Source organism: Duganella sp. Dugasp78 (assembly GCF_059491455.1).
The window spans coordinates 4057242-4083852 of sequence record NZ_CP168506.1; the positions used below are offsets into that span (position 1 = coordinate 4057242).

Sequence of the window (26611 nt, forward strand, 5' to 3'; positions counted from 1 at the left end):
CGCTAGGCGGGAACGGCCGGCTCGCCGGCGATCAATTCGCCTTTTTCGAGATGGATCATGGTGCGCGCCTGCGCCGCCGCGTTGGCGTCGTGCGTGACCATGATGATGGTCTTGCCCAGCTGCTGGTTCAGCTGCTGCAGCAGGGCCAGGATCTCGGCGGCGGAGTTGCGATCCAGGTCGCCGGTGGGTTCGTCGGCCACGATCAGCGTCGGGTCGGTGACGATGGCGCGGGCGATGGCCACGCGCTGCTGCTGGCCGCCCGACAGTTCGTTCGGCGTGTGGTCCATGCGGTCGGACAGGTTGACCATCGCCAGCGTCAGCTCGACGCGCTCGCGCCGTTCGCGCCGCGACAGGGGCGTGAGCAGCAGCGGCAGTTCGACGTTCTCGAACGCCGACAATACCGGCATCAGGTTGTAGAACTGGAAGATGAAGCCGACGTTGGTGGCGCGCCAGCGCGCCAGGTCGGTCTCGCCCATGCCGGCGATATCGAGGCCGGCGATGCGCAGCACGCCGCTGTCCGGCTTGTCGATGCCGGCGATCAGGTTGAGCAGCGTGCTCTTGCCGGAGCCGGAAGGGCCCATCAGTGCCGTGAAGTCGCCGGCCGGTATCGCCAGGCTGATATCGCGCAGCACCTCCACCACCTGGTCGCCGCGGCGGTAGGACTTGACCAGGTGCTCGATCAGTACCAGTGGTTCGCTCATTATTTTTTCGCCAGGCTGACCGGGGCGCCGTCGTGCAGCTTGGCGTCCGGCGCCATCACGAGTTTGTCGCCGGGCTTGACGCCTTTGACTTCGACCAGCTCGCCGATCTTGCGGCCCTGCGTGACGGCGACCTGCCTGACCTTCTCGCCGTCGATCATGAACACCACCGCCTTGCCGTCGCGCGTGGCGATGGCGGCCGGCTGCACGGCGGTGACGGCCTGCTTGTCCTCCGGCGGCACGGCCTTCGACAGGAAGGCCACTTTGGCGCTCATGTCCGGCAGCACGCGCGGATCGCGGTCGATGAAGCGCACCTTGACCAGCAAGGTCGCCTTGCTGCGGTCCATGGTCGGCACCATGCGCGAGACGGTGCCGGCCAGGTGCAGCTCGGGGAAGGCGTCGAGCAGGATTTCGGTCGGCTGGTCGACGCGGATCTTGCTGAGGTTGGACTCGGAGACGTCGGCCTCCACCTCCAGCGTGTCCATGTCGGCGATGGTGACCACCGCGCCCTTGCTGTCGGCGGCGGAGGAGAAGGGCGTGATGTTGTCGCCGACGTTGGCGCTCTTGGTCAGGATCACGCCGTCGAACGGCGCGCGGATCACGGTCTGGTCCAGCGCCACCTGCGCCACCTGGGCGTTGGCCCTGGCGGCGGCGATGGCGGCGTTGAAGCCGGCGATGTTGGCCTTGGCCTTGGTCAGCCGCGCCTGCGCGGTGTCATAGGCGGAGGCGGTGATGAATTTCTGGTTCAGCAGCTCGGCGGTGCGCTTGAAGTTGGCCTGGGCGTCGAGCAGCTCGGCCTGGCCCTGTTCCAGGTTGGCCTGCGCCACCTTGACGTTGGCCTGCGCCTGGCCCAGCGTGGCGCTGACGTCGCGGTTCTCCAGCCGCGCGATCACCTCATCCTTCTTGACCTTGCTGCCTTCGAGCACCCCCAGCCACTCCAGCCGGCCGGTGGCCTTGGACGACAGCGCCGCCTTGCGCTGCGCCACCACGTAGCCGGTGGCGTTGAGCAGGGTGTAGCTTTGCGACGGCCAGGTCTGCGCTACGGTGACGGTCTCGACGGTGGGCTTGCCGGCGAACTGGCCCATCGCCAGGCGGCCGCCAATGCCGACCGCCACCACGATCGCGGCGATCCGGATCCAGCGGCGGCGCTTGCTGCGCTGGCCCGGGGCCTGCACCGTGGCTCCGCGTTCGATTTTCAGTTTGAAGATGTCGGGAGTCGCCACGAGAGCCTCATTGTCACAATGTTACCAAATAGTGAGGCAAAAGCGCTTGAATCGCAAGCGCCGGGACATGCGCGCCGGCGTCACTCGCGGCTGGTCTGCTGAGCTGTTGTAAAAAGGCCGGCAAATATTGTCTGTTAAATTATCCAAGCTCAACTGTTACATTTTTTTTGTCGCGCGCACGCCGATTGAATGCGTTAATTGTCGTGCGGCAACATCGGCGAACAAGATCGTCGTGTGATTCCTCCAACCTTGGCCCTTCGCTGCTGCACGTCGGGCCGACTTTTTATCGAGGACGTCATGCTTGATACGGTCTCTCAACGTCAATTGTGGATTTTCTTTTTTGTGCTGGGCGGCCTGGTGGCCTGGGTGATGGTGCAGGTCGAATTGCCGATGCTGCTGGGCTGGAATCCGGCCTGGGAGCTGAGGACCAGCGACTACCGGCTGCTGTTGCACGTCCATGCGACCGCCGGCAGCGTGGCGCTGTTTGCCGCGCCGCTGCAGCTGCTGCCTTACCGGCACACGCGCCGCCTGCACCGTCCGATCGGCTACGCCTACCTGCTGGCGATCTGTATCGGCGCGCCGACGGCGATCTGGATCGCGCTTGACCACCTGTCCGGCAGCGAGCGCTGGATGACTTGCGCGCAGGCCGTATGCTGGCTGTATGCCACGCTGGTGGCGGTGGCGGCCGTCATGCAGCGCAAGATCGACCTGCACCGGACCTGGATCATGCGCAGCTATGCGCTGACCTACACCTTCATCGTCAGCCGGCTGGCGATGGACGTGTTGCATTACCACCCCAGCCCGCTTGTGGGCGGCAACTCCGGCTTTATCCTGGTGTCCTCGCTGGCCGCGCTGGTGCTGGCCGATCTGGCAAGCATGAAAAAACCTGGCTGGAGCCTGGCCTGACATATTGGGGCGGGGAGCATTCGGCGATACAATCGCGCCTTTGCCCCAAAGCTTTCCGCCCATGACGATCCCGACTTCCATCCTCGATGCGCTGCCGCACGCCGACGCCTCCTGGCGCCCATTGCTGATCAAGGGGCTGGAGGCCATGATGAAGGCCTACCCCGATTATCTGCCGCAGCTGGCCCAGGACCACTACCTGCCGACCGGGCAGCGCCTGTTTGCCGCCTTTGCCTTGCCGTTGCAGGATGTGCGCTATGTATTGGTGGGCGAAGGCCCGTATCCGCGCGAGGAAAGCGCCACCGGCGTCTGCTTCATGGACGGCGCGGTCGGCAGCCTGTGGTCGAGCGAGGAGGGCGGCGGCCTGTCCAAGCCGGTCAACAAGGCCACCTCGCTGCGCAACTTCATGAAGATGCTGCTGGTGGCCGACGGTCAACTGTCGTTGGACAACACCGCCGGCGAGGCCATGGCCGCCGTCTCCGCCCGCGCCCGCAGCGCATCGGGCGGCCACATCCAGACGCTGGCCGAGATGCAGCAGAAATTGATCCAACAGGGGTTTTTGCTGCTGAACGCCTCGCTGGTGTTCCGCAGCCACGTGGCCCCGGCCAAGGATGCCAAGGCCTGGCTGCCGTTCTTCGAGACCGTGATGGCCGGCCTGGCCGCGCAGGCGTCCAAAACGCCGACGATGATTCTATGGGGGAAAATCGCTGAGTTGCTGGGCAAGTTGCCGGTAATGAAGGAATTCCCGCAGATCGCTGCAGAACACCCTTACAACCTGAGTTTTATCGGCAATCGCGACATGCATCAGTTGTTTCAACCGATGAAGTTATTAAAAGGGTAAGTAACCCTTTGGGCAAAAGGCCTACCGGGCAAACTTTGTTAAAGTTTGGTATACTTGACTAAATCGATCAACTAATCAGCTCTTGTGCAACACCGTGATGAGCGATCAGGTCGATATTTTAACCCAGTTGAACCGAGGTAGTGATGCGTCTGACCACCAAAGGCCGTTTTGCTGTGACTGCGATGATCGATCTGGCTTTGCGCCAAGGCAAAGGCCCGGTCACGTTGTCGGGCATCAGCCAGCGCCAGGCCATTTCGCTGTCCTACCTGGAGCAGTTGTTCGGCAAGCTGCGCCGCCATGAGATCGTCGAATCGATCCGTGGTCCGGGCGGCGGCTACAGTCTGGCGCGCCGCGCCGACAAGGTCACCGTGGCCGACATCATCATCGCCGTCGATGAGCCGCTCGATGCGACCCAGTGCGGCGGCAAGGAAAATTGCCACGGCGCCGACGCTGCCAGCGGCGCACGCTGCATGACCCACGAACTGTGGGCCACGCTGAATGAAAAAATGGTGGATTACCTGGATTCCGTGTCGCTGCAGGATCTGGTCGATCAACAGAAGCAAAAGAATGCTGAACAAAACGTGGTCGTGATGCACCGTAACCACGCCGCGCTTGGTTAAGAGAACTAGTTAACGGAGTAACCCAGATGAATGCCCCTGAAAAAAACATCGCGCCAGTGAAGTTCCAGACCGCCCCGCATTTCCCGATCTACATGGACTACTCGGCCACCACGCCGATCGATCCACGCGTCGCCGACATGATGATTCCTTACCTGCGCGAGCAGTTCGGCAATCCGGCATCGCGCAGCCACATGTACGGCTGGACCGCGGAAAAGGCCGTGGAAGAGGCGCGCGGCCACGTCGCTGCACTGGTCAATGCCGACCCGCGCGAAATCATCTGGACCTCCGGCGCCACCGAGTCGAACAATCTGGCGATCAAGGGTGCCGCGCAGTTCTACAAGACCAAGGGCAAGCACATCATCACCGTCAAGACCGAGCACAAGGCAGTGCTGGACACGGTGCGCGAACTGGAACGCCAGGGCTTCGAGGCGACCTACCTGGAACCGCAGGACAACGGCCTGATCACCATCGAGCAGCTGACCGCCGCCATCCGCCCGGACACCATCCTGGTCTCCGTCATGCTGGTCAATAACGAGATCGGCGTGATCCAGCCGATCGACGAAATCGGCGCACTGTGCCGCTCGAAAGGCATCATCTTCCACTGCGACGCCGCGCAAGCGACCGGCAAGGTGGTGATCGACCTGCAAAAGACCAAGGTCGACCTGATGACCTTCACAGCCCACAAGACCTACGGCCCGAAAGGCGTGGGTGCGCTGTACGTCTGCCGCAAGCCGCGCGTGCGCATCGAAGCGCAAATGCACGGCGGCGGCCACGAGCGCGGCCTGCGCTCCGGCACCCTGCCTACCCACCAGATCGTCGGCATGGGCGAAGCCTTCCGCCTGGCGAAAGTGGAAATGGACAGCGAGATCACCCGCATCAAGGGTCTGCGCGACCGCTTGGCCAAGGGCCTGCAGGAGATCGAGGAAACCTACATCAACGGCGACATGGAACACCGTGTGCCGCACAACCTGAACGTCAGCTTCAACTACGTCGAAGGCGAGTCGCTGATCATGGCCGTGAAAGACCTGGCCGTGTCGTCCGGTTCCGCTTGTACTTCGGCCTCGCTGGAACCATCTTATGTGCTGCGCGCCCTGGGCCGCAGCGACGAGCTGGCGCACAGCTCGATCCGTTTCACCATCGGCCGCTTCACCACCGAAGAGGACATCGACTTCGCCGTCAACCTGATGAAGTCCAAGGTACACAAACTGCGTGAGCTGTCGCCACTGTGGGACATGTTCAAAGAAGGCATCGACATCAGCTCGATCCAATGGGCAGCCCACTAATTATTCAGATACAGGAGCATCAAAATGGCTTACTCGGAAAAAGTGTTGGACCACTACGAAAATCCACGCAACGTGGGCGCGTTCGAAAAGGGCGATGAAACCGTCGGCACCGGCATGGTCGGCGCACCGGCTTGCGGCGACGTGATGAAGCTGCAAATCAAAGTCGGCGCCGATGGCCTGATCGAAGACGCGAAGTTCAAGACCTACGGCTGCGGTTCGGCCATCGCATCGAGCTCGCTGGTGACCGAATGGGTCAAGGGCAAGACGCTGGATCAGGCGCTGGCCATCAAGAACACCCAGATCGCTGAAGAGCTGGCGCTGCCGCCGGTGAAAATCCACTGCTCGATCCTGGCGGAAGACGCCATCAAGGCAGCGGTACTGGACTACCAGACCAAGCACCCAGTCGCAGCGTAACCCAGTCATTCCCGCGAAAGCGGGAATCCATGCTGAGCCGAATACGGCCAATCAGCATGGATTTCGCGATGGCGAACCACCGCTTACGCGGGAACGACGCAGGAGAATCAAATGGCAATCACCCTGACCGAAAAAGCAGCCAAGCATATCAACCGCTACATCGAACGCCGTGGTAAAGGTGTCGGTCTGCGTTTTGGCGTGCGCACCACCGGCTGCTCGGGCCTGGCCTACAAGCTGGAATACGTGGACGAAGTCGCGCCGGAAGACAGCGTGTTCGAGTCGCACGGCGTCAAAGTATTCGTCGATCCGAAAAGCCTGCCGTACATCGACGGCACCGAGCTCGATTTCGCGCGCGAAGGCTTGAACGAAGGCTTCAAGTTCCATAACCCGAACGAGAAAGACGCTTGCGGTTGCGGCGAAAGCTTCCGCATCTGATAAGCCATGCAAAATCACTTTGAGCTGTTCAATCTGCCGCAGCAGTTTGCCGTAGACGCGGGAGCGCTGGACAGCGCCTACCGCGACGTGCAGGGCCGCGTCCATCCCGACAAGTTCGTCAATGCCACCGACGCCGAAAAGCGCGTCGCCATGCAGTGGGCCACGCGCGCCAACGAAGCCTATCAGACCCTGAAGAATCCGCAGAAGCGTGCGCAGTACCTGTGCGAGCTCAATGGTGTCGATTTGCAGACCGAGTCGAATACGGCGATGCCGATGGCCTTCCTGATGCAGCAGATGGAGTGGCGCGAAGAGCTGGGCGACGCCCGCGCCGCCAAGGACAGCGACGCGCTGGAAGCGCTGGACAAGCAGCTGCGCAACGAACGCAAGGCGCGCCTGGCGGAGATCGAAACGCAGATCGGCGCCGGCGATTTCCACGCGGCGGCACAAGGCGTGCGCGCGCTGATGTTCCTTGAAAAATTCGGCGAAGAAGTCCGCTTCGCCTTTGAAGCAATCGAAGCCTGAGCGCGGCGCCTCGCGCGCGCCTCAGCAGACAAGATAAGAATACAGGTCCATCCATGGCACTTCTGCAAATCTCCGAACCAGGCATGTCCACCGCACCGCACCAGCATCGGCTGGCGGTCGGTATCGACCTGGGCACCACCAATTCGCTGGTCGCCACGGTGCGCAACAGCATTCCAGAAGTGCTCAACGATGAGGATGGCCGCCCGCTGCTGCCGTCCGTGGTGCGTTACCTGCCGAACGGCCACGCCAACATCGGCTACAAGGCGCAAGCCGCGCAGACCACCGATCCGAAGAACACCATTGTCTCCGTCAAGCGCTTCATGGGCCGCGGCCTGGCCGATATCGCCTACGCGGAAAACATGCCCTACGATTTCCAGGACACCCCTGGCATGGTGCAGCTCAAGACCATCGCCGGCGTCAAGAGCCCGGTCGAGATCTCGGCGCAGATCCTGGCCACGCTGCGCCAGCGCGCCGAGGATTCGCTGGGCGACGATCTGGTGGGCGCGGTCATCACCGTGCCGGCTTACTTCGACGACGCGCAGCGCCAGGCCACCAAGGATGCGGCGCAGCTGGCCGGCATCAACGTGCTGCGCCTGCTGAGCGAGCCTACCGCCGCCGCCATCGCCTACGGCCTGGATAACGGCTCGGAAGGTTTGTACGCGGTCTATGACCTCGGCGGCGGCACCTTCGATATCTCCATCCTCAAGCTGAGCAAGGGCGTGTTCGAAGTGCTGTCCACCGGCGGCGATTCCGCGCTGGGCGGCGACGACTTCGATCACCGCCTGTTCTGCTACATCCACCAGCAGGAAAAACTGGCGCCGCTGTCGGACGAAGACACCGCCGTGCTGATGGTGAAGGCGCGCGAAGCGAAAGAACAGCTGTCGACTAAAAACGATGTGACCGTCGACGCGATCCTCGGCTCGGGCGAAGAAGTGCATCTGAAGATCACCGCCGAGACCTTCCAGGAGATCACCAAGCACCTGATCGACAAGACCATGAAGGCCATCAAGAAGGCGCTGCGCGACGCGAATGTCGACGCGGACGACGTTGATGGCGTGGTCATGGTCGGCGGCGCGACGCGCATGCCGCACGTGCAGCGCGCGGTCAGCGAATATTTCCACACCATCCCGCATGCGAACATCGACCCGGACAAGGTGGTGGCGCTGGGCGCGGCGGTGCAGGCCAATCTGCTGGCCGGCAACCGCGCGCCAGGCGACGACTGGCTGCTGCTGGATGTGATCCCGCTGTCGCTGGGTATCGAGACGATGGGCGGCCTGGTCGAGAAGATCATCCCGCGTAACTCGACCATCCCTTGCGCCCGCGCGCAGGAGTTCACCACCTTCAAGGATGGCCAGACCGCGCTGGCGGTGCACGTGCTGCAAGGCGAGCGTGAGCTGGTGTCCGACTGCCGCTCGCTGGCGCGCTTCGAGCTGCGCGGCATTCCGCCGATGGTGGCCGGCGCCGCCCGTATCCGCATCACCTACCAGGTGGATGCGGACGGCTTGCTGTCCGTGTCCGCGCGCGAGCTGCGCTCCGGCGTGGAAGCGTCGATCACCGTCAAGCCGGCCTATGGCCTGGGCGACGACGACGTCGCGCGCATGCTGCAGGATTCGTACAAGTCGGCCGATACCGACATGGTCGCCCGCGCATTGCGCGAAGAGCAGGTCGAGGCCGAGCGCATCATGCTGGCCACCCAGTCGGCGCTGGACGAAGATGCTGGCTTGCTGAGCGATGAAGAGCGCGCGGCAGTCGACGTATTGATGAACAAGGTGCGCGACGTGGTTGCCCAGTCGCAGACCGGCGCCGCCGACCACGCGGCCGTGAAGTTCGCGGTCGAAGCGCTGGCCAACGGCACCGAAGAATTCGCATCGCGCCGCATGGATCGCAGCGTGCGCAGCGCATTGGCCGGCAAGACGCTGGACCAGGTAGTTTAAGGCGCCAGGCGTCATTCCCGCGCAAGCGGGAATCCATGCTGAGCCGACTGAATCGCGTCCCTATGGGTCCCCGCTTTCGCGAGGACGACGGTGGGGCTAATCAAAATGTAGAGGTATCAAGTGCCACAAATCGTATTCCTGCCCCACGCAAAACTGTGCCCGGACGGTGCCGTCATCGAAGCCGAAGCCGGCAAGACCCTGTGCGACGTCATGCTCGAAAATGACATCCACATCGAGCACGCCTGCGAGAAGTCCTGCGCCTGCACCACCTGCCACGTGCTGGTGCGCGAAGGCTTCAACTCGCTGAACGAAGCCAGCGAAACCGAAGAAGACCTGCTGGACAAGGCCTGGGGCCTGGAAGCCGTGTCGCGCCTGTCGTGCCAGGCGGTAGTGGCGGATGAGGACCTGGTCGTCGAGATCCCGAAATACACCATCAATCACGCAAGCGAAGGCGGGCACTGAGATGAAATGGACCGACATCACCGCGATTGCGGAAGCGCTCTACGATAAGCACCCGGACATCGATCCGCTGACTATCCGCTTCACCGATCTGCACAACTGGATCGTCGACCTCGAAGAGTTCGACGACGACCACTCGCGCGGCGGTGAAAAAGTCCTCGAAGCGATTCAGCAGGCGTGGATCGATGAAGCCCAATAAGCAAGCGGTAAAAATCGGTGCCACCGTCACCGGCGCGGACAATATGCCGGAAATCCGCGAAGGCCAGACCGTCGCGCTGCTGCAGGAGCTGCACATCCTGACCCGCGACGGCAAGATGAACCAGGACAGCCGCCGCAAGCTGAAGCAGGTCTACCACCTGTACCAGTTCATCGAGCCGCTGCTGAAGGAAGTGCTGGGCGAGAAGGAGAGCGTGTCGCTGGTGGATCATGGCGCCGGCAAGTCCTACCTCGGCTTCATCATCTACGACCTGTTCTTCAAGGCGCTGAACGATAACTCGCACATCTACGGCATCGAAACCCGCGAAGAGCTGGTGGCGCGTTCGCAGGAACTGGCCAAGCAGTTCAACTTCCCCGGCATGTCCTTCCTGCCGCTGTCGGTGGCCGAGTCCACCGAATCGAAGCTGCTGCCGGACCAGATCGACGTCGTCACCGCGCTCCACGCCTGCAACACGGCGACCGACGACGCCATCCACTTCGCGCTGAAGAAGAAGGCCAGGTACATGGTGCTGGTGCCGTGCTGCCAGGCGGAAGTCGCGACGGTGCTGAAGAAGAACAAGGGCAAGTCGCTGGCCAAGTCCGCGCTGACCGAGATCTGGCGCCACCCGATCCACACGCGCGAATTCGGCAGCCAGATCACCAACGTGCTGCGCTGCCTGCAACTGGAGGCGCACGGCTACCACGTCAACGTGACCGAGCTGGTAGGCTGGGAACACTCGATGAAGAATGAGCTGATCATCGCCACGTACAAGAACCTGCCGCGCCAGCGACCATCGGAGCGTCTGCAGGAAGTGCTGGAGACATTGGGGCTGGAGGAGATGGGCAACCGCTTTTTCACGGAGCAGGTAGCAAAACAGTAAATCAAACAGGGTGATGGAACGATGAGTGAGCTGAACGAAAAATGGTTGGACCTCCGCAGCGACACCGTCACCCGCCCCAGCGCGGCGATGCGCGCCGCGATGAACGCAGCGGACGTCGGCGACGATGTCTACGGCGATGATCCCACCGTCAACCGCCTGCAGGAATACACTGCCGACCTGTTCGGCTATGAGGATGCGCTGTTCGCGCCGTCCGGCACGCAGAGCAATCTGCTGGCGTTGCTGGCCCACTGCGGCCGCGGCGACGAGTACCTGGTCGGGCAGGAAGCGCATACCTACCGCTACGAAGGCGGCGGTGCTGCGGTGCTGGGCAGTATCCAGCCGCAGCCCATCATCAACCAGCCTGACGGCAGCATCGCGCTGGCCGACATCGAAGCCTACATCAAACCGGACGATTTCCACTTCGCGCGCACCAAGCTGCTGGCGTTGGAGAACACCATCGGCGGCCGCGTGCTGGGCCTCGACTACCTGAAGCAGGCGACCACGCTGGCGCACGAGCGCGGCCTGGCCACGCACCTCGACGGCGCGCGTGTCTGCAACGCCGCCGTCAAGTTGGGTGTGAGCCCGCGTGCCGCTGTCGCTGGTTTCGATTCCGTTTCGGTGTGCTTGTCCAAAGGCCTGGGCGCGCCGATCGGCTCCGTCCTGTGCGGCAGCAAGCCGCTGATCGCCGAGGCCAAGCGCTGGCGCAAGATGCTGGGCGGCGGCATGCGCCAGGCCGGCATGATCGCTGCGGGCGGCATGTACGCCCTGCAGCACAACTTCGCGCGGCTGGTGGAAGATCATGACAACGCCAGCTACTTCGCGAGCGAACTGGCAAAGCTGAAGAACATCAAGGTCAGCACGCCGCAAACCAATATTTTTTACGTCGATATCCCGGCCGATGCCTGCCGTGGCCTGAACGACGTGCTGCAACTGACCCGCATCCGCGTATCGATGTCGCCGCACCTGCGCATCGTCACGCACATGGATGCGTCGCGCGAGGACATCGACCGTGCCATTACCGTTTTTGGAGATTTTTTCGGATGACCGATACCACCGCTGATAGCAGCACCGATAACACCGTCCGCCTGGCCAAGCGCCTGTCGGAGATGCGCCCATGCTCGCGCCGTGAAGCCGAACTCTATATCGAGGGCGGTTTCGTTAGCGTGGACGGCGTGGTGGTGGAGGAGGCGGGCGCCCGCGTGACGATGGATCAGCAGATCGACGTCGCACCCGACGCCACGCTGCTGGAGATCCTGCCGGTGACGATCCTGCTGCACAAGCCGGTGGGCGCCAACGGCGGCATCGGCAAGGACGGCTCGCCGGCGGTGCACTTGCTGAACCCTGCCTCGCTGACGCGCTCCGCACCGGGCCAGCGCTTCCTCAAGCGCCACCTGGTCAACCTGACCTTGACCACGCCGCTGGAGACCAAGGCCAGCGGGCTGCTGGTGTTCACGCAGGACTTTCGCGTTAGCCGCAAGCTGGTCGACGAAGCGGCCAAGATCGAGCACGAGATCATCGCCGAGGTGACCGGCACCATCATGGAAAACGGCCTGGCGCTGCTGAACCACGGCCTGCCGTTCAACGGCAAGCCGCTGCCGCCGATGAAGGTCAGCTGGCAGAACGAGAACCGTCTGCGCTTCGCGCCGAAGAATCCCAAGCCGGGCCAGATCGAACATATGTGCAAACTGGTCGGCCTGACCGTGGTGTCGCTGAAGCGCATCCGCATCGGCCGTATCGCGATGGCGAGCCTGCCGGTAGGCGAGTGGCGCTACCTGCAGGATCACGAACGCTTCTGATTACTTCGCGGTAGTCTGCGACAGGATGAAGGCGTAGGTGTCTGCCGCTTCCACATCCTGCTGCGCGCGGGTCGAGCCCATGCCGTGGCCGGCGTCGAAGTCCACCCGCAGTATCACCGGCTTGCCGCTGGCCGTCGCCGACTGCAGGCGCGCCGCCATCTTCGCTGGATGGAACGGCGCCACGCGCGGATCGGTCACACCGGTGGTCAGCATGATGGCCGGGTACTTCGTGCCGTCCACCACCTGCTGATAGCTGTCGATGCTCTTCAGCGCCTTGAAGCCGGCCGGGTCGGCAATCGCTCCCCACTCAGGTTCTTCGCCGTAGCCGTTCTGCTCCGCCACGTAGCGCAGCGGATTGTGCCAGCCCACTCCCGATACCACCGCCGCAAACAGGTCCGGACGCTCTTCCAGCGCGCGGCCCATCGTGATGCCGCCGGCCGAGCGGCCGCCGATCGCCAGGTGGGCCGGCGAGGTATAGCCTTTCGCGTTGATGTCCTCGCACACGGCGATCAGGTCGCGCCAGGTGTTCGGCTTGTTTTCCAGCTGGCCGGCGCGATGCCACTGGCGTCCAAACTCGCCGCCGCCGCGTACATTGGCGTAGCCGATGATGGCGCCCTGGTCGGCCAGTGCCAGTGTGCGGCCCGCGAACGCCGGCGTGTACGCTGCCGAGCCGTAGCTGCCGTAGGCGGAGATGAAGGCCGGATTTTTACCGTCCATCTTCAGGCCCTTTTTGTAGATCAGGCTATACGGAATCTGCGTGCCATCCTTGGCGGTGGCGTAGCGGCGCTCGGTGGTGTAGGCGCTGGTGTCGATGGCTGGCTTCGGCGTGATGCCGGTGTCGCTCATCTTGCCGTCGGCGGCCACGCTCCAGATGCCGGCCGGTTCCAGCCAGCCTGTCAGCACAGCCAGCACGCCCGGCGCGTCGGGATCGGCCTCGATCTCGCGCAGCGTGCCTTCGAAGGGCAGGGCGATGGTGGTCAGCTTGCCGTCGTTGCCCAGGCGTTGCAGCGCGCTCGGGCCGCCATCCATCGCCCGCAGGTACAGGCCGTCCTTGGCGCGCGCCATGCCCTGCAGGACCAGCTTCGATTCGGCCACCACCTCGGCTGCCTTGGCCAGCGATGGCGTCCTGGCCGAGGTTTTCAGCAGGCGTCCGCGCGGATGGTCCTTGGTCGACAGCAGGTACAGCTTGTCGCCTTCCATGTCCACGTCGGTCACTTCGTCGGCGAAGTCTGCCACCTGCTGCCATTTGGCCTTGCCCTTGACGACATCGCGCAGCGGCGCCGCGTAGATGCGCTTCTCGGGACGCACGTCGGCGAGGATCAGCAGCGCGGTGGCCGAGTGCAGCGAAGTGCCGATGTACGGCGCCTGGATTTTTTCATACGCGATCGCCGGATCGAAGCCGCGCTTCATCAGCAGCGGATCCCTGGCCGGATCGGCGCCCAGCTTGTGGAAGCGGGCCACCGAATCGAGGTAGCGCTCCGGTGTGTTGTTCTTGCCGGTCAGCTGGTTGTAGAAGAAGCCGGAGCTGTCGTCCAGCCAGCTTGGATTGGCGCCCTGCGTGTCGGCGATGCGCTCCTTGAGGATGGTCCCGGTGCGCACGTCCATGATCTGCAGCACCGAGTCTTCGCTGCCGTCCTTGGACAGGCCGTAGACCAGCTTGCTGCCGTCCGGCGAGGCTTGCCACCAGTCCAGCGAGACGTGGCTGGTCTTGGTGTCGAGCTTGGTCGGATCGACCAGCACGCGGTCCTTGCCGCCCTCGCGCACGAACAGCTTGAAGTTGTTGGCGCCGGCCGGGCGCTGCTGGTAGAACAAACGGGCGCCGGCCTTCTGTACGCGGGCTGGCGTGGCGACGTCGCCGGACAGTTGCTGGATGCGTGACAGCAGTTCGTCGCGCTTGGGTAGCGCATCAAGCACGCCGCGGGCGTGGGCGTTCTGTTGTTTGAGGTAGGGCAGCCAGTCGGGGTCTTTGTCGTTTTCCATCCAGCGATAGCGGTCGACCACGGCTTCGCCGAAGTAGCTGTCGCTGACGGGTTCAACCCGCGCCACCGGCGCGGCGGGAATGTCGGCCGCGAACGCGGCGGAGACTGACAGGGCGAGGGCCGCCCCGTACATCGTGCGAACAACTTTGCTCATTGGTACCCCCTGTGGCGAAAGGACTATTCTGCCACAGAAGATTGTGAAAATTACACCGCCGGCACGGCCTTCTTTTTCTTTTCCGGCGGCGGCAGCTGAATCAGGCGGGTGCCGGTCAATTTGTCGTGCAGGAACTGGCGATCCTTGTCGAGGAAGGCCGTCAGCGACCACAGCAGGATGCCGGCGCCGACCGCGCCCAGCGCTTGCCATTTGTGCAGGTCCAGCACCAGCGAGGCCAGCAGTGCCGGCAGCACCCACATCCAGCTCAGCAGGTAGCGCACGGCGGCCGCCTGCAGCGACAGGTGGCTGTGGCCGGGGCGCACCAGTTTCAACCGCCAGGTCTTCATCGCCAGGGTCTGGCCGTCGCGGCTCCACTGGTGGATGAAGTAGGCGCCCAGCACCAGGAAGGCCAGCGCCTGGCGCATGTGTTCCATGGTCGGCGTGTGGCTGCCGTGGACGGCGACTTCAAAAACCAGGAAGGGCAGGAACAGCACCGCGAAACCCAGCAGGGTTTCGTAGACCATGGAAATCAGACGGCGCTTGACGGTGGGGACGGTGACGGGCAGCTTATTTGACATTGCTGTTGGCAGGCTGGGCGGGCGGGGTGGACGCCGGCGCGGCAGGCGCGACGACCGGTGCGACGTTCGATGCGTTGGGTATGGTCGCGCCGGCGGCCGTATCCGTGGCGGGCGCCGCGGCCGGCGCGGCCACGGCGGCAGGCGCGGCCTGCGTCGCCACGGCGGGACCGCCGGTGGTCGGCACGGCCGGCTTGATCGGCGCCACGGTTCTCTTCTTACTCTGGGCCGGCGTCGGCAGGTTGGCGACCTGCTTCTTCATGGCTGCCTTGGCCGCCAGTTCCTTCTTCTGCTCGTCGGAGAGCTGCTGGTACGACTCCCACTGCGTGGATTTCTGCGACGGATCGATCTTCTGCGCGCGGGTGAAGTTCTGGCGCACCTGGCGGCGTTCTTCCGGCGTCATCTTGACCCATTCGCGCATGCGTTCCTGCACGCGGGCCTGCTCGTCCGGCTTCATCGAGGTGTAGCGCTTGACGATGCCCAGCCATTTTTGCTTGCGGATCGGCTCCATCTGGTCCCATTCGGGCGCCAGCGGCTCCAGCGCCTGCTGTTGCTCGGGCGTCAAATCCTTCCACTTGGTCTTTTCCGCCGGCTTGGTCAACGCGCGTTTTACCGCCTCCACGCCGGGCTGCACGCCGGTGGCGGACGAACTCGGCGCGGTGGGCTGGGCTGGCGTTTCAGACGACTGGCCGCAGCCGACCAACGCCGCGCTTGCCGCTGCTATCGCTAACACCACCACCGTCCCAGCGCCCCATTTTGCGCGACCGCTCAATGCCATACTGGTTACTCGCTTTGGTTCAGGTAGGCGTTAAAACCGTGGTCCAGATAGGCGGACAACGGCAATTCGTCCGACAGCACGGCGGCGTCGAGCTCGGCCAGGTCGGCCACGCGCTGCTCCTGCTCGTAGTGGTAGATGCCGGCCAGGCCGCCGACCAGCACCAGCAATGGCAAGGCCACGCCCATGCGGGTCATCCAGGTGAACGAGAAGAAGCCGGTGCCGGCGCCAGCCAGCGCGTTCTTGCTGACGCGTACCTTCAGCGGCGCCTCCACGTGGGCTTTCTTGCGGGCGAGCGCCAGCTTGCGCGCTTGCGCCAGGCGGTCGGTGGTCGATGCGGGCAGATCGTCCAGGTGCTCATTGAGCGCGTGGCGCACCTTGTAAGCGAAATTCAGATCGTCGGTGTTCATAGTTTGATTCCCTTAGCTTTGAGCGATTCGGCGAGCGCGTGTGTTGCGCGTGAGCAATGTGTCTTCACGCTCCCCTCGGAACATCCCATCGCTTCGGCTGTTTCAGCCACGTCCATGTCCTGCCAATAACGCATTAGGAAGGCTTCTCGTTGACGCGCCGGAAGCTTTTGTACTTCGGCATCGATCAGCGCCAGCATTTGCTGGCGCTCGACCTTGTCCGCGCTGGACTCGGAAGCCTCGGAACCCTCTTCGGCGGCGTAGGATTCGAGCATGTCGAAATCCTCATGTTCGTCGCCCGAGGGGCCCATGCCGGAGAACAGGCTAACCCAGGTGTTGCGGACTTTTTCCCTGCGGAAATAGTCGAGGATGGTGGTTTGCAGGATGCGCTGGAACAGCATCGGCAGCTCGGCGGCCGGCTTGTCGCCGTATTTCTCGGCGAGCTTGATCATCGCGTCCTGCACGATGTCCAATGCGGACTCGTCCTTGCGCACTGCATAGACGGCTTGTTTAAAGGCACGCCGCTCGACGTTTTCGAGAAAGTCGGATAATTCTTTGTCTGTGGCCATGCGTCGGGTGTGGATACTGCCGGGAAAGCCGGCGCTGGGCCGCTAGGTGGCGGCTCGTGAACTGAGCGCATGCTAGCAAAAATTGGCCATTTCTGCATGGTTTTTGCGGCTTGGACGATGCAAAATGTACCGGAATGGGGGTATTTTCGATATTTCCCTTGCCCAAACCGGTGCTCCGGGTGTACCGTATGGGACGCTTTGAACACCCCGAAGCTCTATGGTCTGGTCGCAGCAGGCACACAACGCCGCAATCGACGAGACGCGCTTTCATATGTCAGCAGTTTGCTCTAACCCGTGCCACAAGCGCGAGAGGTACGCAGAACCGCTACAGATAGATCCAGCCAAACGAGAGTTTGCAGCTAGCACTGCTTTGCACGTCACTACGGTTGACGGAAGAGGCAGCTGTGACTGCAGAAAAAAAGGGAAGCAGGGCAATGCTGTAGAGGTGGGCCTACTTCGTTAGGAAAGAGCATCCGATCAATCTCCTATGGACCTTGAAAGGAATGTTTCATGAATACCGAAGCAACCGCATCATCCGGAGCGAACACGCTCACAGGCGCTGAAATACTGGTGCGCTGCCTGGCCGAGGAAGGCGTTGAACACGTCTTTGGCTATCCGGGCGGAGCCGTACTGTATATCTACGACGCCATCTTCAAGCAAGACAAATTCCAACACGTCCTCGTGCGTCACGAACAGGCCGCAGTGCATGCCGCCGATGCGTACTCGCGCAGCTCGAACAAGGTTGGTGTCGCGCTGGTCACGTCCGGTCCGGGCGTCACCAATGCCGTGACGGGTCTTTCCACCGCTTACATGGATTCCATCCCCATGGTCGTGATCTCGGGCCAGGTGCCTAGCCACGCCATCGGCCAGGATGCCTTCCAGGAATGCGACACGGTCGGTATCACCCGTCCCGTGGTCAAGCACAATTTCCTCGTCAAAGACGTCAAGGATTTGGCGGAAACCGTCAAGAAAGCCTTCTTCATCGCCCGCACCGGCCGTCCAGGCCCCGTGCTGGTCGACATCCCGAAGGATATCTCGATGCACAAGACGACGTACTCGTACCCGAAAGAGGTCGAGATGCGTTCGTACAAACCGGTCGACAAGGGCCACTCCGGCCAGATCCGCAAGGCGGTCCAGCTGCTGCTGCAGGCTGAACGTCCGATGATCTACACCGGCGGCGGCGTGATCCTGGCCAACGCCTCGCCCGAGCTGAACAAGCTGGTCGACAAGCTGGGCTTCCCGGTCACCAACACGCTGATGGGCCTGGGCGCCTACCGCGCCAGCGACGACAAGTTCGTCGGCATGCCTGGCATGCACGGCACCTACGAAGCGAACATGGCGATGCAGCACTGCGACGTCCTGATCGCCATCGGCGCCCGCTTCGACGACCGTGTGATCGGCAACCCGAAACACTTCGCGTCCAACCCGCGCAAGATCATCCACGTGGACATCGATCCATCGTCGATCTCCAAGCGCGTCAAGGTCGACATCCCGATCGTTGGTAACGTCAAGGACGTGCTGATCGAATTCCTGGCCCAGCTCGACGCCACGGACGCCAAGCCGAACGCGCCAGCGCTCAAGGACTGGTGGAAGCAGATCGGCGAATGGCGCGGCCGCGATTGCCTGAAGTATCCGACCTCGGACCTGGTGATCAAGCCGCAATCGGTGGTGCAGAAGCTGTGGGAAGTGACCAAGGGCGACGCCTTCATCACCTCCGACGTCGGCCAGCACCAGATGTGGGCCGCGCAGTACTACCCGTTCGACAAGCCTAAGCGCTGGGTCAACTCGGGCGGCCTGGGCACGATGGGCGTGGGCCTGCCGTACGCCATGGGCGTGCAGATGGCCAACCCGGACGCCACCGTCGCCTGCATCACCGGCGAAGGCTCGATCCAGATGTGCATCCAGGAACTCGCGACCTGCAAGCAATACCATCTGACGCCGAAGATCATCATGTTGAACAACCGCTTCCTGGGCATGGTGCGCCAGTGGCAGCAGATCGACTATGGTTCGCGCTATTCCGAGTCCTACATGGATTCGCTGCCGAACTTCGAGAAGCTGGCCGAAGCGTATGGCCACGTCGGCATGCGCATCGAGAAGCCGGGCGACGTCGACGGCGCGCTGCGCGACGCCTTCGGCATGAAAGACAAGCTGGTCTTCATGAACTTCATTACCGATCAATCGGAAAACGTCTGGCCGATGGTGAAAGCGGGCAAAGGGCTCTCTGAAATGCTGTTGGGTTCGGAGGACTTATAAGATGCGACACATTATTTCTGTCTTGCTGGAAAACGAAGCCGGCGCGCTGTCGCGCGTGGTGGGCCTGTTCTCGGCCCGTGGCTACAACATTGAAACGCTGACCGTGGCGCCGACCGAAGACGCGACCCTGTCGCGGATGACCATCGTCACCACCGGCTCGGACGACATCATCGAACAGATCACCAAGCACCTGAACCGCCTGATCGAGGTGGTGAAGGTGGTGGACCTGACCGAAGGCCAGCATATCGAGCGCGAACTCATGTTGATCAAGGTGCGCGCGGTGGGCAAGGAGCGTGAAGAGATGAAGCGCACGGCGGACATCTTCCGCGGCCGCATCATCGACGTCACCGAGAAGACTTACACGATTGAACTGACTGGCGCCAAGAGCAAGCTCGACGCGTTCATCGATTCGATCGACCGCGCTTCCATTCTGGAAACGGTACGTACCGGCGGTTCCGGCATCGGACGCGGCGAACGCATCCTCAAAGTTTAACGGCGTCATTCCCGCGCAGGCGGGAATCCATACTTCGCCGGATTGGACACGTACTATGGATTCCCGCCTACGCGGGAATGACGGAAATGCCGCTGGCTTTTACTAAAAATATAGCAAAGGAAATACCATGAAAGTTTTCTACGACAAAGACGCTGACCTCTCCCTGATCAAGGGTAAAAACGTTGCCATCATCGGCTACGGCTCGCAGGGCCACGCCCACGCGCAAAACCTGAGCGACTCCGGCGTCAACGTGACCGTCGGCCTGCGCAAGGGCGGTTCCTCGTGGAGCAAGGTTGAGAAGGCCGGCCTGAAAGTGGCCGAAGTGAACGAAGCGGTCAAGGCCGCCGACGTCATCATGATCCTGCTGCCGGACGAGAACATCGCCCAGGTCTACAACGAAAACGTCGCGCCACACGCCAAGCAAGGCGCGGTGCTGGCCTTCGCCCACGGCTTCAATGTGCACTACGGCCAAGTCGTGCCACGCGCCGACCTGGACGTGATCATGGTCGCACCGAAGGCCCCAGGCCACACCGTGCGCGCCACCTACACCCAGGGTGGCGGCGTGCCGCACCTGATCGCCGTGTACCAGGACAAGTCCGGCATCGCCCGTGACATCGCCCTGTCGTACGCCTCGGCCAACGGCGGCGGCCGTGCCGGCATCATCGAAACCAACTTCCGCGAAGAGACCGAGACCGACCTGTTCGGCGAACAGGCAGTCCTGTGCGGTGGCGCGGTCGAGCTGATCAAGGCCGGCTTCGAAACCCTGACCGAAGCGGGCTACGCTCCGGAGATGGCCTACTTCGAATGCCTGCACGAACTGAAGCTGATCGTCGACCTGATCTACGAAGGCGGCATCGCCAACATGAACTACTCGATCTCGAACAACGCCGAATACGGCGAGTACGTGACCGGTCCTAAGGTTGTGACCTCGGCCACCAAAGACGCGATGCGTCAGTGCCTGAAAGACATCCAGACCGGCGAGTACGCCAAGTCCTTCATCCTGGAAAACAAGGCAGGCGCTCCGACCCTGATCTCGCGCCGTCGTCTGACCGCCGAGCACCAGATCGAAGAAGTCGGCGCCAAGCTGCGCGCCATGATGCCTTGGATCGCCAAGAACAAGATGGTCGACCAGTCGAAGAACTAAGCATCCTCTTCGTCACGAAAAAGCCGGCATTGATTGCCGGCTTTTTTTCGTTTCATCCTGCCCCTCCGGTTTCAGTCTTTTGACATCGCGCGCGTCGATGGGCGCAGGCTTAGTATCACGGTGCCGATCACGCCCAGCACGATCAGCGCGACGGCGATCATCTCCGCCTGCGTCGCATGCAGGCCTGCCACGTTGAACACCGGATTGACGCGGATCTGTTCGATCAGCAGGCGTTCCACGCCGGCCAGCAGCAAATACACCGAGAACAGCCAGCCGATGCGGAACGCGTGCTTGCGCAGCGCCCACAGCACCGCAAAGCACAGCAACGCCATCGCGGTTTCGTAGATGGGCGTCGGGTACACGCCGGGCAGGGCGATCAGCTCGCCGTAGATATTGTTGTCATAGGTTTGTGCCCACAGCCAGGTCGGCAGCCAGTCCGGCTTGAGTGCCATATTGGCCGCGATGCCCCAGTCGCCGTCGCCCGACACCTGGCAGCCAATGCGGCCGATGGCATAGCCCATCATCATGGCCGGCGCCGCCGCGTCCAGCAGCGGGCGTACCGGCAAACGCCAGCGCCGCACGCACACCATGCCTGCCAGCGTGCCCACGATCAGCCCGCCGAAGATGCTCAGGCCGGAGCGCGTGAAGATCATGCTCATCGGATCGGCGGCAAACTGCGCCGTGTGCTCGAGGATGTGGAACAGGCGCGCGCCGAATATGCCGGCCGCCAGCACCACCATCGTCAGGTCGCTGACCACCTCCTGCGGCGGCACCTCGCGACCGCGCACGCGCGCCGGCCCGATCTGGCCGGCGTCGTGCAGACGCTTGAGCTCAGCCCGCAGCAGCGCCCCCGCCACCAGCGCGCCCAGGGCCACGAACAGCCCGAAGGTCGCCAGCGGCAACGGCAGCTCATAGCCGGTCCAGGCCTTGATCACATCACTCAAATACGGATACGACATGTCGGCTTTCAAAAAAAGGAGTCCGGCGGAACTTTAGCACAAGGGGGGCCGCGAACCGCCGGCCAAGTGCTATGCTGGCTGACGTTTGTTTTCTCTGGAGAGGTTGGTACGCGATGGCCGCAAAGCATGTACTGTGTTACGGGGACTCGATGTCCTGGGGGATTATTCCAGGGACCAGGCAGCGTCACCCGTACGACAAGCGGTGGACCGGCATTCTTCAACAGCTGCTGGGCGACGACATCCGCGTGATCGAGGAGTGCCTGAACGGGCGCACCACCGTCTGGAACGATCCCTTCCGTCCCGGTCGGAATGGCAAGGACCTGCTGCTGCCCATCCTCCACTCCCATGCGCCGATCGATCTCGTCATCATGTTCCTCGGAACGAACGATCTGCAAGCGGTCTACGGCGTGGGCGCCTACGAATCCTCGCTGGGTGCTGGCGTGCTGGTCGATATTGTCCAGGGATGCTGCGCGGAGCCGATGCGGGTTGCTCCCCAAGTGTTGCTGGTCGCGCCGCCACGAATCGCCAGGCTTGCAGGAACCATGGTGGAGAAATTTCACGGCGCAGAGGAAAAGTCGACCCACTTCACCCGCTGCTACGCGCGCATAGCCGAGGAACGCGGCTGCTCTTTCCTGGATGCGGCGGAGTTTATTCAAGCCAGCGAGGTCGATGGCGTCCATCTGGACGAACTACAGCACCGGCAACTGGCTACGGCGCTTCAACGACCGGTGCTGGACATGCTGGGCCGCTGACGAATGTTACAAAGACTCACTATGTCTTACGTATACTGAAGGTAATTTCGGGTAAAGTTCGCCTTGTTGTAATTTTAACTTTGGAGCCCGCAATGACCGTCATGAAAACACTCGCCGCAGCCGCTGCCGCCTCCTTCGCGCTTGCCGCCCACGCCGCCCCGCTTGAATCGCTGCCGACTACCGGCACGCTGGTCGTGGTGCCGGCCTTCGGCGAAGTCAAGCACGCCAACGATCAAGCGGTCGCCACACTGGCGGTCGAAGAGCAGGACAAGGACAAGGCCGCCGCCGCCTCGCGCGTCAACCTGAAAATGAAGCAGGGCCAGGATATCGTCAAGAAGGAAGACCCCAGCGCCAGCCTGAAAACCCAGGGCTATTACACCTATCCGGTCTATCCTGAAGAGCGGCCGATGCCGAACGGCCAGCCGTCCAAGCCGCGCGTGCCGACCGCCTGGCGCGTGGGCCAATATCTGCAAGTGACCACCACCAACCTGGAGAAGCTGCCGAAGACCGTGGCCGCCGCCCAGAAGATCCTGACCCTGAACAGCCTGCAATTCGGCCTGACGCCGGAAACCACGCGCCAGCTGGACGACCAGCGCATCGCCGCCACCTATAAGAACCTGAACGAGCGCATCAACTCGATCGCCAGCGCGATGGGCCGCAAGGTCGGCGACGCCATGCTCGACACGGTCGACTTCGAAGGCTCGGGCAACTACGCCCAGGAACGCATGGGCGGTGCGCCGGCGCCAATGCTGATGCGCTCATCCAAGATGATGGAGCCCGCCGATGTGGCCGAACCAAGCTTCGAGCCGGGCGAAACCACGCTGCAGATGAACCTGGTCGGCAAGGTGCGCTTCAAGTAAAACCATATGCGCGGCGGCGCGTGTTGATGTACAGTTGCGATTGCCTTTCTGTTAACTCTGGAGATCGTAATGACCGCATTGAAATACCTGGCCGCCGCCGTTATCACCACCTTCGCGCTGTCCGCGCAGGCCGCGCCGCTGGAAACCCTGCCGACCAGCGGTGCCCTGATCGTGGTGCCGGCCTTCGGCGAAGTCCGCCACGCCAACGATCAGGCCACCATTACGCTGGGCGTTGAGGAAGTCGACAAGGACAAGGCCGCCGCCGCTTCCCGCGTCAACCAAAAGATGAAGCAGGGCCTGGAACTCGTCAAGCAGGAAGACCCGCAGGCCAGCCTGAAAACCCAGGGCTACTACACCTACCCGGTCTACCCCGAAGAGCCGGTGTCGGCGCCGGTGCCCGGCCAGCCGCGCAAGCCGCGGGTGCCGACCGCATGGCGCGTCGGCCAGTCCCTGCAGGTGACCACCACCAATCTGTCCGGCCTGCCGAAGACGGTTGCCGCCGCGCAGCGCATCATGGCGCTGAACAATCTGCACTTCGGCCTGACGCCGGACACCACCCGCAAGCTCGACGACCAGCGCATCGCCGCCACCTACGCCAACCTGAACGAGCGCGTCAATTCGATCGCCCATGCGATGGGCCGCAAGGTCGGCGACGCGGTGGTCGACACTATCGATTTCGAAGGATCGGGCAATTACCTCGACCGCGTGTCGGTCGCCGGCTCGCGCGTGACCACCGCGATGGCCACCAACGCCACCGCGCAAGTGGAAGAGCCCAGCTTCGAGCCGGGCGAAACCACGCTGCAAATGCGTCTGGTGGGCAAGGTGCGCTTCAAATAAGCAAATTTGGGCAGAATAAGGGGATGGCGCGCCATCCCCTTTTTTATGGTCGGCTCCTCTATAATGATGAAGCAACATGATCAGCTAATCAGAAACGGAACCTTATGGCCAAATTCCCCCGTCGCCGAGCCAAGAATGGCGCCGCCCAAGGCAAAACGCCCCAGATGTCGCGCTTCAGCCGTTTTGCACGCCGCGCCAGGGGCGAGGACCTCGACCGGCCGCGCCACCGCGGGATCTATCTGTTGCCGAACGCCTTCACCACCGCCGCGCTGTTCTGCGGCTTCTACGCCATCGTCATGGCGATGAACCAGAAATTCGAACACTCCGCCTGGGCCATCTTCATCGCCATGGTGCTCGACGGGCTGGACGGCCGCGTCGCCCGCCTGACCAACACCCAGAGCGAATTCGGCGCCCAGTACGACTCGCTGTCGGACATGGTGTCCTTCGGCGCCGCGCCGGCGCTGGTGATCTACGAATGGTCGCTGCGCGGCTTGGGCAAGCTGGGCTGGATCGCCGCCTTCGTCTACTGCGCCGGCGCCGCGCTGCGCCTGGCCCGCTTCAACACCAACATCGAAGTGGTCGACAAGCGCTTCTTCCAGGGCCTGCCTTCGCCGTCGGCCGCCGCGCTGGTGGCCGGCTTCATCCTGCTGATGGTGGACCAGGAAGTGCCCGGCCTCCAATTGAGCTGGGTCTCGTGGAGCATCGCCGTGTTCGCCGGCCTGACCATGGTGACCAATGTGCCGTTCTATAGTTTCAAGGACGTGAACTTCCGCAAGTCGGTGCCGTTCATCGCGGTGTTCCTGATCGCGCTGGGGTTCGCGCTGGTGTCGATCGACCCGCCGAAAGTGCTGTTCCCGATCTTCATCGCCTACGGCCTGTCGGGCTATGTGGTGTCGGCCTGGCGCCTGGCTAAGGGCAAGAAGGTCAGCCTGATCCAGACCGACGAGGACTCGAACGACCCCAGCGAACGCCGCTAAGTAATTAAAATCTGTCGTCCCCGCGCAGGCGGGGACCCATGCTGAGCATGCCGGGTATGGATTCCCGCATTCGCGGGAATGACGTGTCGCGTAACGAAGCATCAGCCACGGAGCTATCATGAGCAACTCATCGAACCGCCTCATCATCTTTGACACCACCCTGCGCGACGGCGAGCAATCGCCCGGCGCCTCGATGACCAGGGACGAAAAAGTCCGCATCGCCAAGCAGCTGGAGCGCTTGCGCGTCGACGTCATCGAGGCCGGCTTCGCGGCCGCCTCGCAGGGCGATTTCGAGTCCATCAAGGCGATCGCCTCGGTGGTGCGCGAGTCGACCATCTGCTCGCTGTCGCGCGCCAACGACCGCGACATCTCGCGCGCGGCCGAAGCGCTGGCGCCGGCCGAACGCAAACGCATCCACACCTTCATCGCCACCTCCAAGCTGCACATGGAAATGAAGTTGCGCATGCTGCCGGACCAAGTGCTGCTGCAGGCGCGCAACGCGGTGCGCTTCGCCCGCCAGTTCACCGACGATATCGAGTTCAGCCCGGAAGACGGCAGCCGCTCGGACGAGGACTTCCTGTGCCGCGTGCTGGAAGGCGTGATCGACGAGGGCGCGACCACCATCAACTTCCCCGACACGGTGGGCTACGCGGTGCCGGAGATCTTCGGCGAGACCATCCGCCGCCTGCGCGAGCGCATCCCCAATTCCGACAAGGCCATCTGGTCGGTGCACTGCCATAACGACCTGGGCCTGGCCGTGGCCAACTCGCTGGCCGGCGTGATGATAGGCGGCGCGCGCCAGATCGAATGCACCATCAACGGCCTGGGCGAACGCGCCGGTAACACCGCGCTGGAAGAAGTGGTGATGGCGCTGCGCACGCGCAAGGCCTATTACAACCTCGACGTCGGCATCGACACCACGCAGATCGTCGCCGCCTCCAAGATGGTGTCGCAGATCACCGGCTTCGCGGTGCAGCCGAACAAAGCGGTGGTCGGCGCCAACGCCTTCGCGCACGCCTCCGGCATCCACCAGGACGGCATGCTGAAATCGCGCGAGACCTACGAGATCATGCGCGCCGAAGACGTGGGCTGGGCCGCCACCAAGATCGTGCTGGGCAAGCTGTCGGGCCGCAACGCCTTCAAGCAGCGCCTGCAGGAACTGGGCATCGACCTGGATTCGGAAGCGGAAGTCAATGCCGCCTTCGTCCGCTTCAAGGAGCTGGCCGACCGCAAATCCGAGATCTTCGACGAGGATATCCTGGCGCTGGTGTCGGACGAAGAACAATCGCATGAGGGCGAGTACTACCGCTTCCTCTCGCTGTCGCAGCAGTCGAACACCGGGCAGACGCCGAGCGCCAAGGTGGTGTTCTCGATCGACGGCGAAGAGCACGCCTCTGAAGGCAAGGGCGATGGCCCGGTCGACGCCACCGTCAACGCCATCGAATCCGAAGTGGGCAGCGGCGCCGAGCTGGTGCTGTTCTCGGTCAACGCGATCAGCACCGGCACCCAGTCGCAGGGCGAGGTGACGATGCGCCTGTCGAAGGAAGGCCGCATCGTCAACGGCGTCGGCGCCGATCCGGACATCATCGTTGCTTCGGCCAAGGCTTATCTGTCGGCCTTGAACAAACTGCACTCGAAGATCGAGCGCGTCAACCCGCAGCCCTGAGTTTTTG

29 protein-coding genes are annotated in these 26611 nt (G+C 63.0%); 21 read left to right on the forward strand and 8 right to left on the reverse strand.

What is annotated here, in order from left to right; translation table 11 throughout:
- Positions 1-2 precede the first annotated feature (2 nt).
- Together ACEN9O_RS17930 and ACEN9O_RS17935 are read right to left on the reverse strand one after the other, a co-directional pair.
- Positions 3-701, reverse strand: a complete 699-nt coding sequence (locus ACEN9O_RS17930) for an ABC transporter ATP-binding protein (RefSeq protein ID WP_495613204.1) — start codon at positions 699-701, stop codon at positions 3-5.
- Entirely contained in the window at positions 701-1921 is a 1221-nt protein-coding gene (locus tag ACEN9O_RS17935) for an efflux RND transporter periplasmic adaptor subunit (RefSeq protein ID WP_495613205.1), read from the reverse strand. Before ACEN9O_RS17935 ends, ACEN9O_RS17930 begins: the two co-directional genes overlap by 1 nt.
- 297 nt (positions 1922-2218) lie before the next feature.
- Here ACEN9O_RS17935 and ACEN9O_RS17940 point away from each other — a divergent pair, with 297 nt between their 5' ends.
- The 13 genes from ACEN9O_RS17940 (at position 2219) to ACEN9O_RS18000 (ending at position 12204) form a co-directional block, all read left to right on the forward strand.
- Entirely contained in the window at positions 2219-2827 is a 609-nt protein-coding gene (locus ACEN9O_RS17940) for a DUF2306 domain-containing protein (RefSeq protein WP_495613206.1), read from the forward strand.
- A gap of 61 nt (positions 2828-2888) precedes the next feature.
- Positions 2889-3665, forward strand: a complete 777-nt coding sequence (locus ACEN9O_RS17945) for a uracil-DNA glycosylase family protein (protein WP_495613207.1) — start codon at positions 2889-2891, stop codon at positions 3663-3665.
- Positions 3666-3808: 143 nt separating this feature from the next.
- On the forward strand, positions 3809-4285 hold the full coding sequence (gene iscR, locus ACEN9O_RS17950; protein ID WP_008450513.1) for a Fe-S cluster assembly transcriptional regulator IscR: 477 nt from the start codon (positions 3809-3811) through the stop codon (positions 4283-4285).
- 26 nt (positions 4286-4311) lie between these two features.
- On the forward strand, positions 4312-5568 hold the full coding sequence (locus tag ACEN9O_RS17955) for an IscS subfamily cysteine desulfurase (protein WP_495613208.1): 1257 nt from the start codon (positions 4312-4314) through the stop codon (positions 5566-5568).
- A gap of 24 nt (positions 5569-5592) precedes the next feature.
- On the forward strand, positions 5593-5982 hold the full coding sequence (gene iscU, locus ACEN9O_RS17960; RefSeq protein WP_008450509.1) for a Fe-S cluster assembly scaffold IscU: 390 nt from the start codon (positions 5593-5595) through the stop codon (positions 5980-5982).
- A 111-nt stretch (positions 5983-6093) separates the two neighbouring features.
- On the forward strand, positions 6094-6417 hold the full coding sequence (gene iscA, locus ACEN9O_RS17965; RefSeq protein ID WP_117013419.1) for an iron-sulfur cluster assembly protein IscA: 324 nt from the start codon (positions 6094-6096) through the stop codon (positions 6415-6417).
- Positions 6418-6423: 6 nt separating this feature from the next.
- On the forward strand, positions 6424-6939 hold the full coding sequence (gene hscB, locus ACEN9O_RS17970) for a Fe-S protein assembly co-chaperone HscB (protein WP_495613209.1): 516 nt from the start codon (positions 6424-6426) through the stop codon (positions 6937-6939).
- Positions 6940-6992: 53 nt separating this feature from the next.
- Positions 6993-8873 carry a Fe-S protein assembly chaperone HscA gene (gene hscA / locus ACEN9O_RS17975; RefSeq protein WP_495613210.1) on the forward strand — a complete coding sequence of 627 codons (1881 nt, stop codon included), beginning with the start codon at positions 6993-6995 and terminating at the stop codon, positions 8871-8873.
- 120 nt (positions 8874-8993) lie between these two features.
- On the forward strand, positions 8994-9335 hold the full coding sequence (gene fdx, locus ACEN9O_RS17980; protein WP_117013424.1) for an ISC system 2Fe-2S type ferredoxin: 342 nt from the start codon (positions 8994-8996) through the stop codon (positions 9333-9335).
- Position 9336: 1 nt separating this feature from the next.
- Positions 9337-9531 carry a Fe-S cluster assembly protein IscX gene (iscX, locus tag ACEN9O_RS17985; protein WP_495613211.1) on the forward strand — a complete coding sequence of 65 codons (195 nt, stop codon included), beginning with the start codon at positions 9337-9339 and terminating at the stop codon, positions 9529-9531.
- Positions 9518-10408 (forward strand): class I SAM-dependent methyltransferase, encoded by an 891-nt coding sequence (locus ACEN9O_RS17990; protein WP_495613212.1) that lies wholly within the window; start codon positions 9518-9520, stop codon positions 10406-10408. The genes iscX and ACEN9O_RS17990 overlap by 14 nt, the downstream gene beginning before the upstream one ends.
- Positions 10409-10429: 21 nt before the next feature.
- Positions 10430-11452, forward strand: a complete 1023-nt coding sequence (gene ltaE / locus ACEN9O_RS17995; RefSeq protein ID WP_495613213.1) for a low-specificity L-threonine aldolase — start codon at positions 10430-10432, stop codon at positions 11450-11452.
- Positions 11449-12204, forward strand: coding sequence for an rRNA pseudouridine synthase (locus tag ACEN9O_RS18000; protein ID WP_495613214.1), 756 nt, complete (start codon positions 11449-11451; stop codon positions 12202-12204). Before ltaE ends, ACEN9O_RS18000 begins: the two co-directional genes overlap by 4 nt.
- Here the strand turns inward: ACEN9O_RS18000 and ACEN9O_RS18005 are convergent, their stop codons facing one another.
- The 5 genes from ACEN9O_RS18005 to ACEN9O_RS18025 are packed head-to-tail and all read right to left on the reverse strand — an operon-like array spanning position 12205 to position 16663.
- Positions 12205-14337, reverse strand: a complete 2133-nt coding sequence (locus ACEN9O_RS18005) for a prolyl oligopeptidase family serine peptidase (protein WP_495613215.1) — start codon at positions 14335-14337, stop codon at positions 12205-12207.
- A 50-nt stretch (positions 14338-14387) separates the two neighbouring features.
- Positions 14388-14915, reverse strand: coding sequence for an RDD family protein (locus ACEN9O_RS18010; RefSeq protein ID WP_495613216.1), 528 nt, complete (start codon positions 14913-14915; stop codon positions 14388-14390).
- Complete coding sequence (locus ACEN9O_RS18015) at positions 14905-15645, reverse strand: DUF3106 domain-containing protein (RefSeq protein WP_495613217.1); 741 nt, start codon at positions 15643-15645, stop codon at positions 14905-14907. The genes ACEN9O_RS18010 and ACEN9O_RS18015 overlap by 11 nt, the downstream gene beginning before the upstream one ends.
- Before the next feature lie 50 nt (positions 15646-15695).
- Positions 15696-16097, reverse strand: a complete 402-nt coding sequence (locus ACEN9O_RS18020; RefSeq protein ID WP_495613218.1) for a DUF3619 family protein — start codon at positions 16095-16097, stop codon at positions 15696-15698.
- On the reverse strand, positions 16094-16663 hold the full coding sequence (locus ACEN9O_RS18025; RefSeq protein WP_495613219.1) for an RNA polymerase sigma factor: 570 nt from the start codon (positions 16661-16663) through the stop codon (positions 16094-16096). The genes ACEN9O_RS18020 and ACEN9O_RS18025 overlap by 4 nt, the downstream gene beginning before the upstream one ends.
- A 510-nt stretch (positions 16664-17173) precedes the next feature.
- On the opposite strand from ACEN9O_RS18025, the gene ACEN9O_RS18030 reads away from it, so the two are divergent.
- The 3 genes from ACEN9O_RS18030 to ilvC all read left to right on the forward strand — a co-directional run bounded on the left by ACEN9O_RS18030 (position 17174) and on the right by ilvC (position 20553).
- Positions 17174-18916, forward strand: coding sequence for an acetolactate synthase 3 catalytic subunit (locus ACEN9O_RS18030; RefSeq protein ID WP_495613220.1), 1743 nt, complete (start codon positions 17174-17176; stop codon positions 18914-18916).
- A 1-nt stretch (position 18917) separates the two neighbouring features.
- Positions 18918-19409, forward strand: a complete 492-nt coding sequence (gene ilvN / locus ACEN9O_RS18035) for an acetolactate synthase small subunit (RefSeq protein WP_008450481.1) — start codon at positions 18918-18920, stop codon at positions 19407-19409.
- A gap of 127 nt (positions 19410-19536) precedes the next feature.
- Positions 19537-20553 carry a ketol-acid reductoisomerase gene (gene ilvC / locus ACEN9O_RS18040; RefSeq protein WP_495613221.1) on the forward strand — a complete coding sequence of 339 codons (1017 nt, stop codon included), beginning with the start codon at positions 19537-19539 and terminating at the stop codon, positions 20551-20553.
- A 71-nt stretch (positions 20554-20624) separates the two neighbouring features.
- On the opposite strand, the gene ACEN9O_RS18045 is transcribed toward ilvC, so the two are convergent.
- The gene (locus tag ACEN9O_RS18045; protein WP_495613222.1) at positions 20625-21512 is read right to left on the reverse strand and encodes a prolipoprotein diacylglyceryl transferase; all 888 of its coding nucleotides are present in this window, start codon (positions 21510-21512) and stop codon (positions 20625-20627) included.
- A 113-nt stretch (positions 21513-21625) separates the two neighbouring features.
- On the opposite strand from ACEN9O_RS18045, the gene ACEN9O_RS18050 reads away from it, so the two are divergent.
- The 5 genes from ACEN9O_RS18050 (at position 21626) to ACEN9O_RS18070 (ending at position 26604) form a co-directional block, all read left to right on the forward strand.
- Positions 21626-22264: an SGNH/GDSL hydrolase family protein gene (locus ACEN9O_RS18050; RefSeq protein ID WP_495613223.1), complete on the forward strand. Its 639-nt coding sequence runs from the start codon at positions 21626-21628 to the stop codon at positions 22262-22264.
- 92 nt (positions 22265-22356) lie between these two features.
- The gene (locus ACEN9O_RS18055; protein ID WP_495613224.1) at positions 22357-23124 is read left to right on the forward strand and encodes an SIMPL domain-containing protein; all 768 of its coding nucleotides are present in this window, start codon (positions 22357-22359) and stop codon (positions 23122-23124) included.
- A gap of 69 nt (positions 23125-23193) precedes the next feature.
- Positions 23194-23961 carry an SIMPL domain-containing protein gene (locus tag ACEN9O_RS18060; RefSeq protein ID WP_495613225.1) on the forward strand — a complete coding sequence of 256 codons (768 nt, stop codon included), beginning with the start codon at positions 23194-23196 and terminating at the stop codon, positions 23959-23961.
- Positions 23962-24065: 104 nt separating this feature from the next.
- Entirely contained in the window at positions 24066-24938 is an 873-nt protein-coding gene (gene pssA, locus ACEN9O_RS18065) for a CDP-diacylglycerol--serine O-phosphatidyltransferase (RefSeq protein WP_495613226.1), read from the forward strand.
- Positions 24939-25056: 118 nt separating this feature from the next.
- Positions 25057-26604, forward strand: coding sequence for a 2-isopropylmalate synthase (locus tag ACEN9O_RS18070; protein WP_495613227.1), 1548 nt, complete (start codon positions 25057-25059; stop codon positions 26602-26604).
- Positions 26605-26611 lie beyond the last annotated feature (7 nt).

Excerpts from the sequence above, each read along its gene's own strand:
- pssA (WP_495613226.1), top strand. The coding sequence starts at position 24,066 with ATGGCCAAATTCCCCCGTCGCCGAGCCAAGAATGGCGCCGCCCAAGGC.
- ACEN9O_RS18055 (WP_495613224.1), top strand. The coding sequence starts at position 22,357 with ATGACCGTCATGAAAACACTCGCCGCAGCCGCTGCCGCCTCCTTCGCG.
- ACEN9O_RS18030 (WP_495613220.1), top strand. The coding sequence starts at position 17,174 with ATGAATACCGAAGCAACCGCATCATCCGGAGCGAACACGCTCACAGGC.
- ACEN9O_RS17955 (WP_495613208.1), top strand. The coding sequence starts at position 4,312 with ATGAATGCCCCTGAAAAAAACATCGCGCCAGTGAAGTTCCAGACCGCC.
- ilvN (WP_008450481.1), top strand. The coding sequence starts at position 18,918 with ATGCGACACATTATTTCTGTCTTGCTGGAAAACGAAGCCGGCGCGCTG.
- ACEN9O_RS18020 (WP_495613218.1), bottom strand. The coding sequence starts at position 16,097 with ATGAACACCGACGATCTGAATTTCGCTTACAAGGTGCGCCACGCGCTC.
- iscR (WP_008450513.1), top strand. The coding sequence starts at position 3,809 with ATGCGTCTGACCACCAAAGGCCGTTTTGCTGTGACTGCGATGATCGAT.
- ACEN9O_RS17930 (WP_495613204.1), bottom strand. The coding sequence starts at position 701 with ATGAGCGAACCACTGGTACTGATCGAGCACCTGGTCAAGTCCTACCGC.
- iscU (WP_008450509.1), top strand. The coding sequence starts at position 5,593 with ATGGCTTACTCGGAAAAAGTGTTGGACCACTACGAAAATCCACGCAAC.
- ACEN9O_RS17940 (WP_495613206.1), top strand. The coding sequence starts at position 2,219 with ATGCTTGATACGGTCTCTCAACGTCAATTGTGGATTTTCTTTTTTGTG.
- ltaE (WP_495613213.1), top strand. The coding sequence starts at position 10,430 with ATGAGTGAGCTGAACGAAAAATGGTTGGACCTCCGCAGCGACACCGTC.
- hscA (WP_495613210.1), top strand. The coding sequence starts at position 6,993 with ATGGCACTTCTGCAAATCTCCGAACCAGGCATGTCCACCGCACCGCAC.
- ACEN9O_RS17990 (WP_495613212.1), top strand. The coding sequence starts at position 9,518 with ATGAAGCCCAATAAGCAAGCGGTAAAAATCGGTGCCACCGTCACCGGC.
- ACEN9O_RS17945 (WP_495613207.1), top strand. The coding sequence starts at position 2,889 with ATGACGATCCCGACTTCCATCCTCGATGCGCTGCCGCACGCCGACGCC.
- ACEN9O_RS18025 (WP_495613219.1), bottom strand. The coding sequence starts at position 16,663 with ATGGCCACAGACAAAGAATTATCCGACTTTCTCGAAAACGTCGAGCGG.
- ACEN9O_RS18000 (WP_495613214.1), top strand. The coding sequence starts at position 11,449 with ATGACCGATACCACCGCTGATAGCAGCACCGATAACACCGTCCGCCTG.
- iscX (WP_495613211.1), top strand. The coding sequence starts at position 9,337 with ATGAAATGGACCGACATCACCGCGATTGCGGAAGCGCTCTACGATAAG.
- ACEN9O_RS18010 (WP_495613216.1), bottom strand. The coding sequence starts at position 14,915 with ATGTCAAATAAGCTGCCCGTCACCGTCCCCACCGTCAAGCGCCGTCTG.
- iscA (WP_117013419.1), top strand. The coding sequence starts at position 6,094 with ATGGCAATCACCCTGACCGAAAAAGCAGCCAAGCATATCAACCGCTAC.
- ilvC (WP_495613221.1), top strand. The coding sequence starts at position 19,537 with ATGAAAGTTTTCTACGACAAAGACGCTGACCTCTCCCTGATCAAGGGT.
- ACEN9O_RS18060 (WP_495613225.1), top strand. The coding sequence starts at position 23,194 with ATGACCGCATTGAAATACCTGGCCGCCGCCGTTATCACCACCTTCGCG.
- ACEN9O_RS18005 (WP_495613215.1), bottom strand. The coding sequence starts at position 14,337 with ATGAGCAAAGTTGTTCGCACGATGTACGGGGCGGCCCTCGCCCTGTCA.
- ACEN9O_RS18070 (WP_495613227.1), top strand. The coding sequence starts at position 25,057 with ATGAGCAACTCATCGAACCGCCTCATCATCTTTGACACCACCCTGCGC.
- hscB (WP_495613209.1), top strand. The coding sequence starts at position 6,424 with ATGCAAAATCACTTTGAGCTGTTCAATCTGCCGCAGCAGTTTGCCGTA.
- ACEN9O_RS18045 (WP_495613222.1), bottom strand. The coding sequence starts at position 21,512 with ATGTCGTATCCGTATTTGAGTGATGTGATCAAGGCCTGGACCGGCTAT.
- ACEN9O_RS18050 (WP_495613223.1), top strand. The coding sequence starts at position 21,626 with ATGGCCGCAAAGCATGTACTGTGTTACGGGGACTCGATGTCCTGGGGG.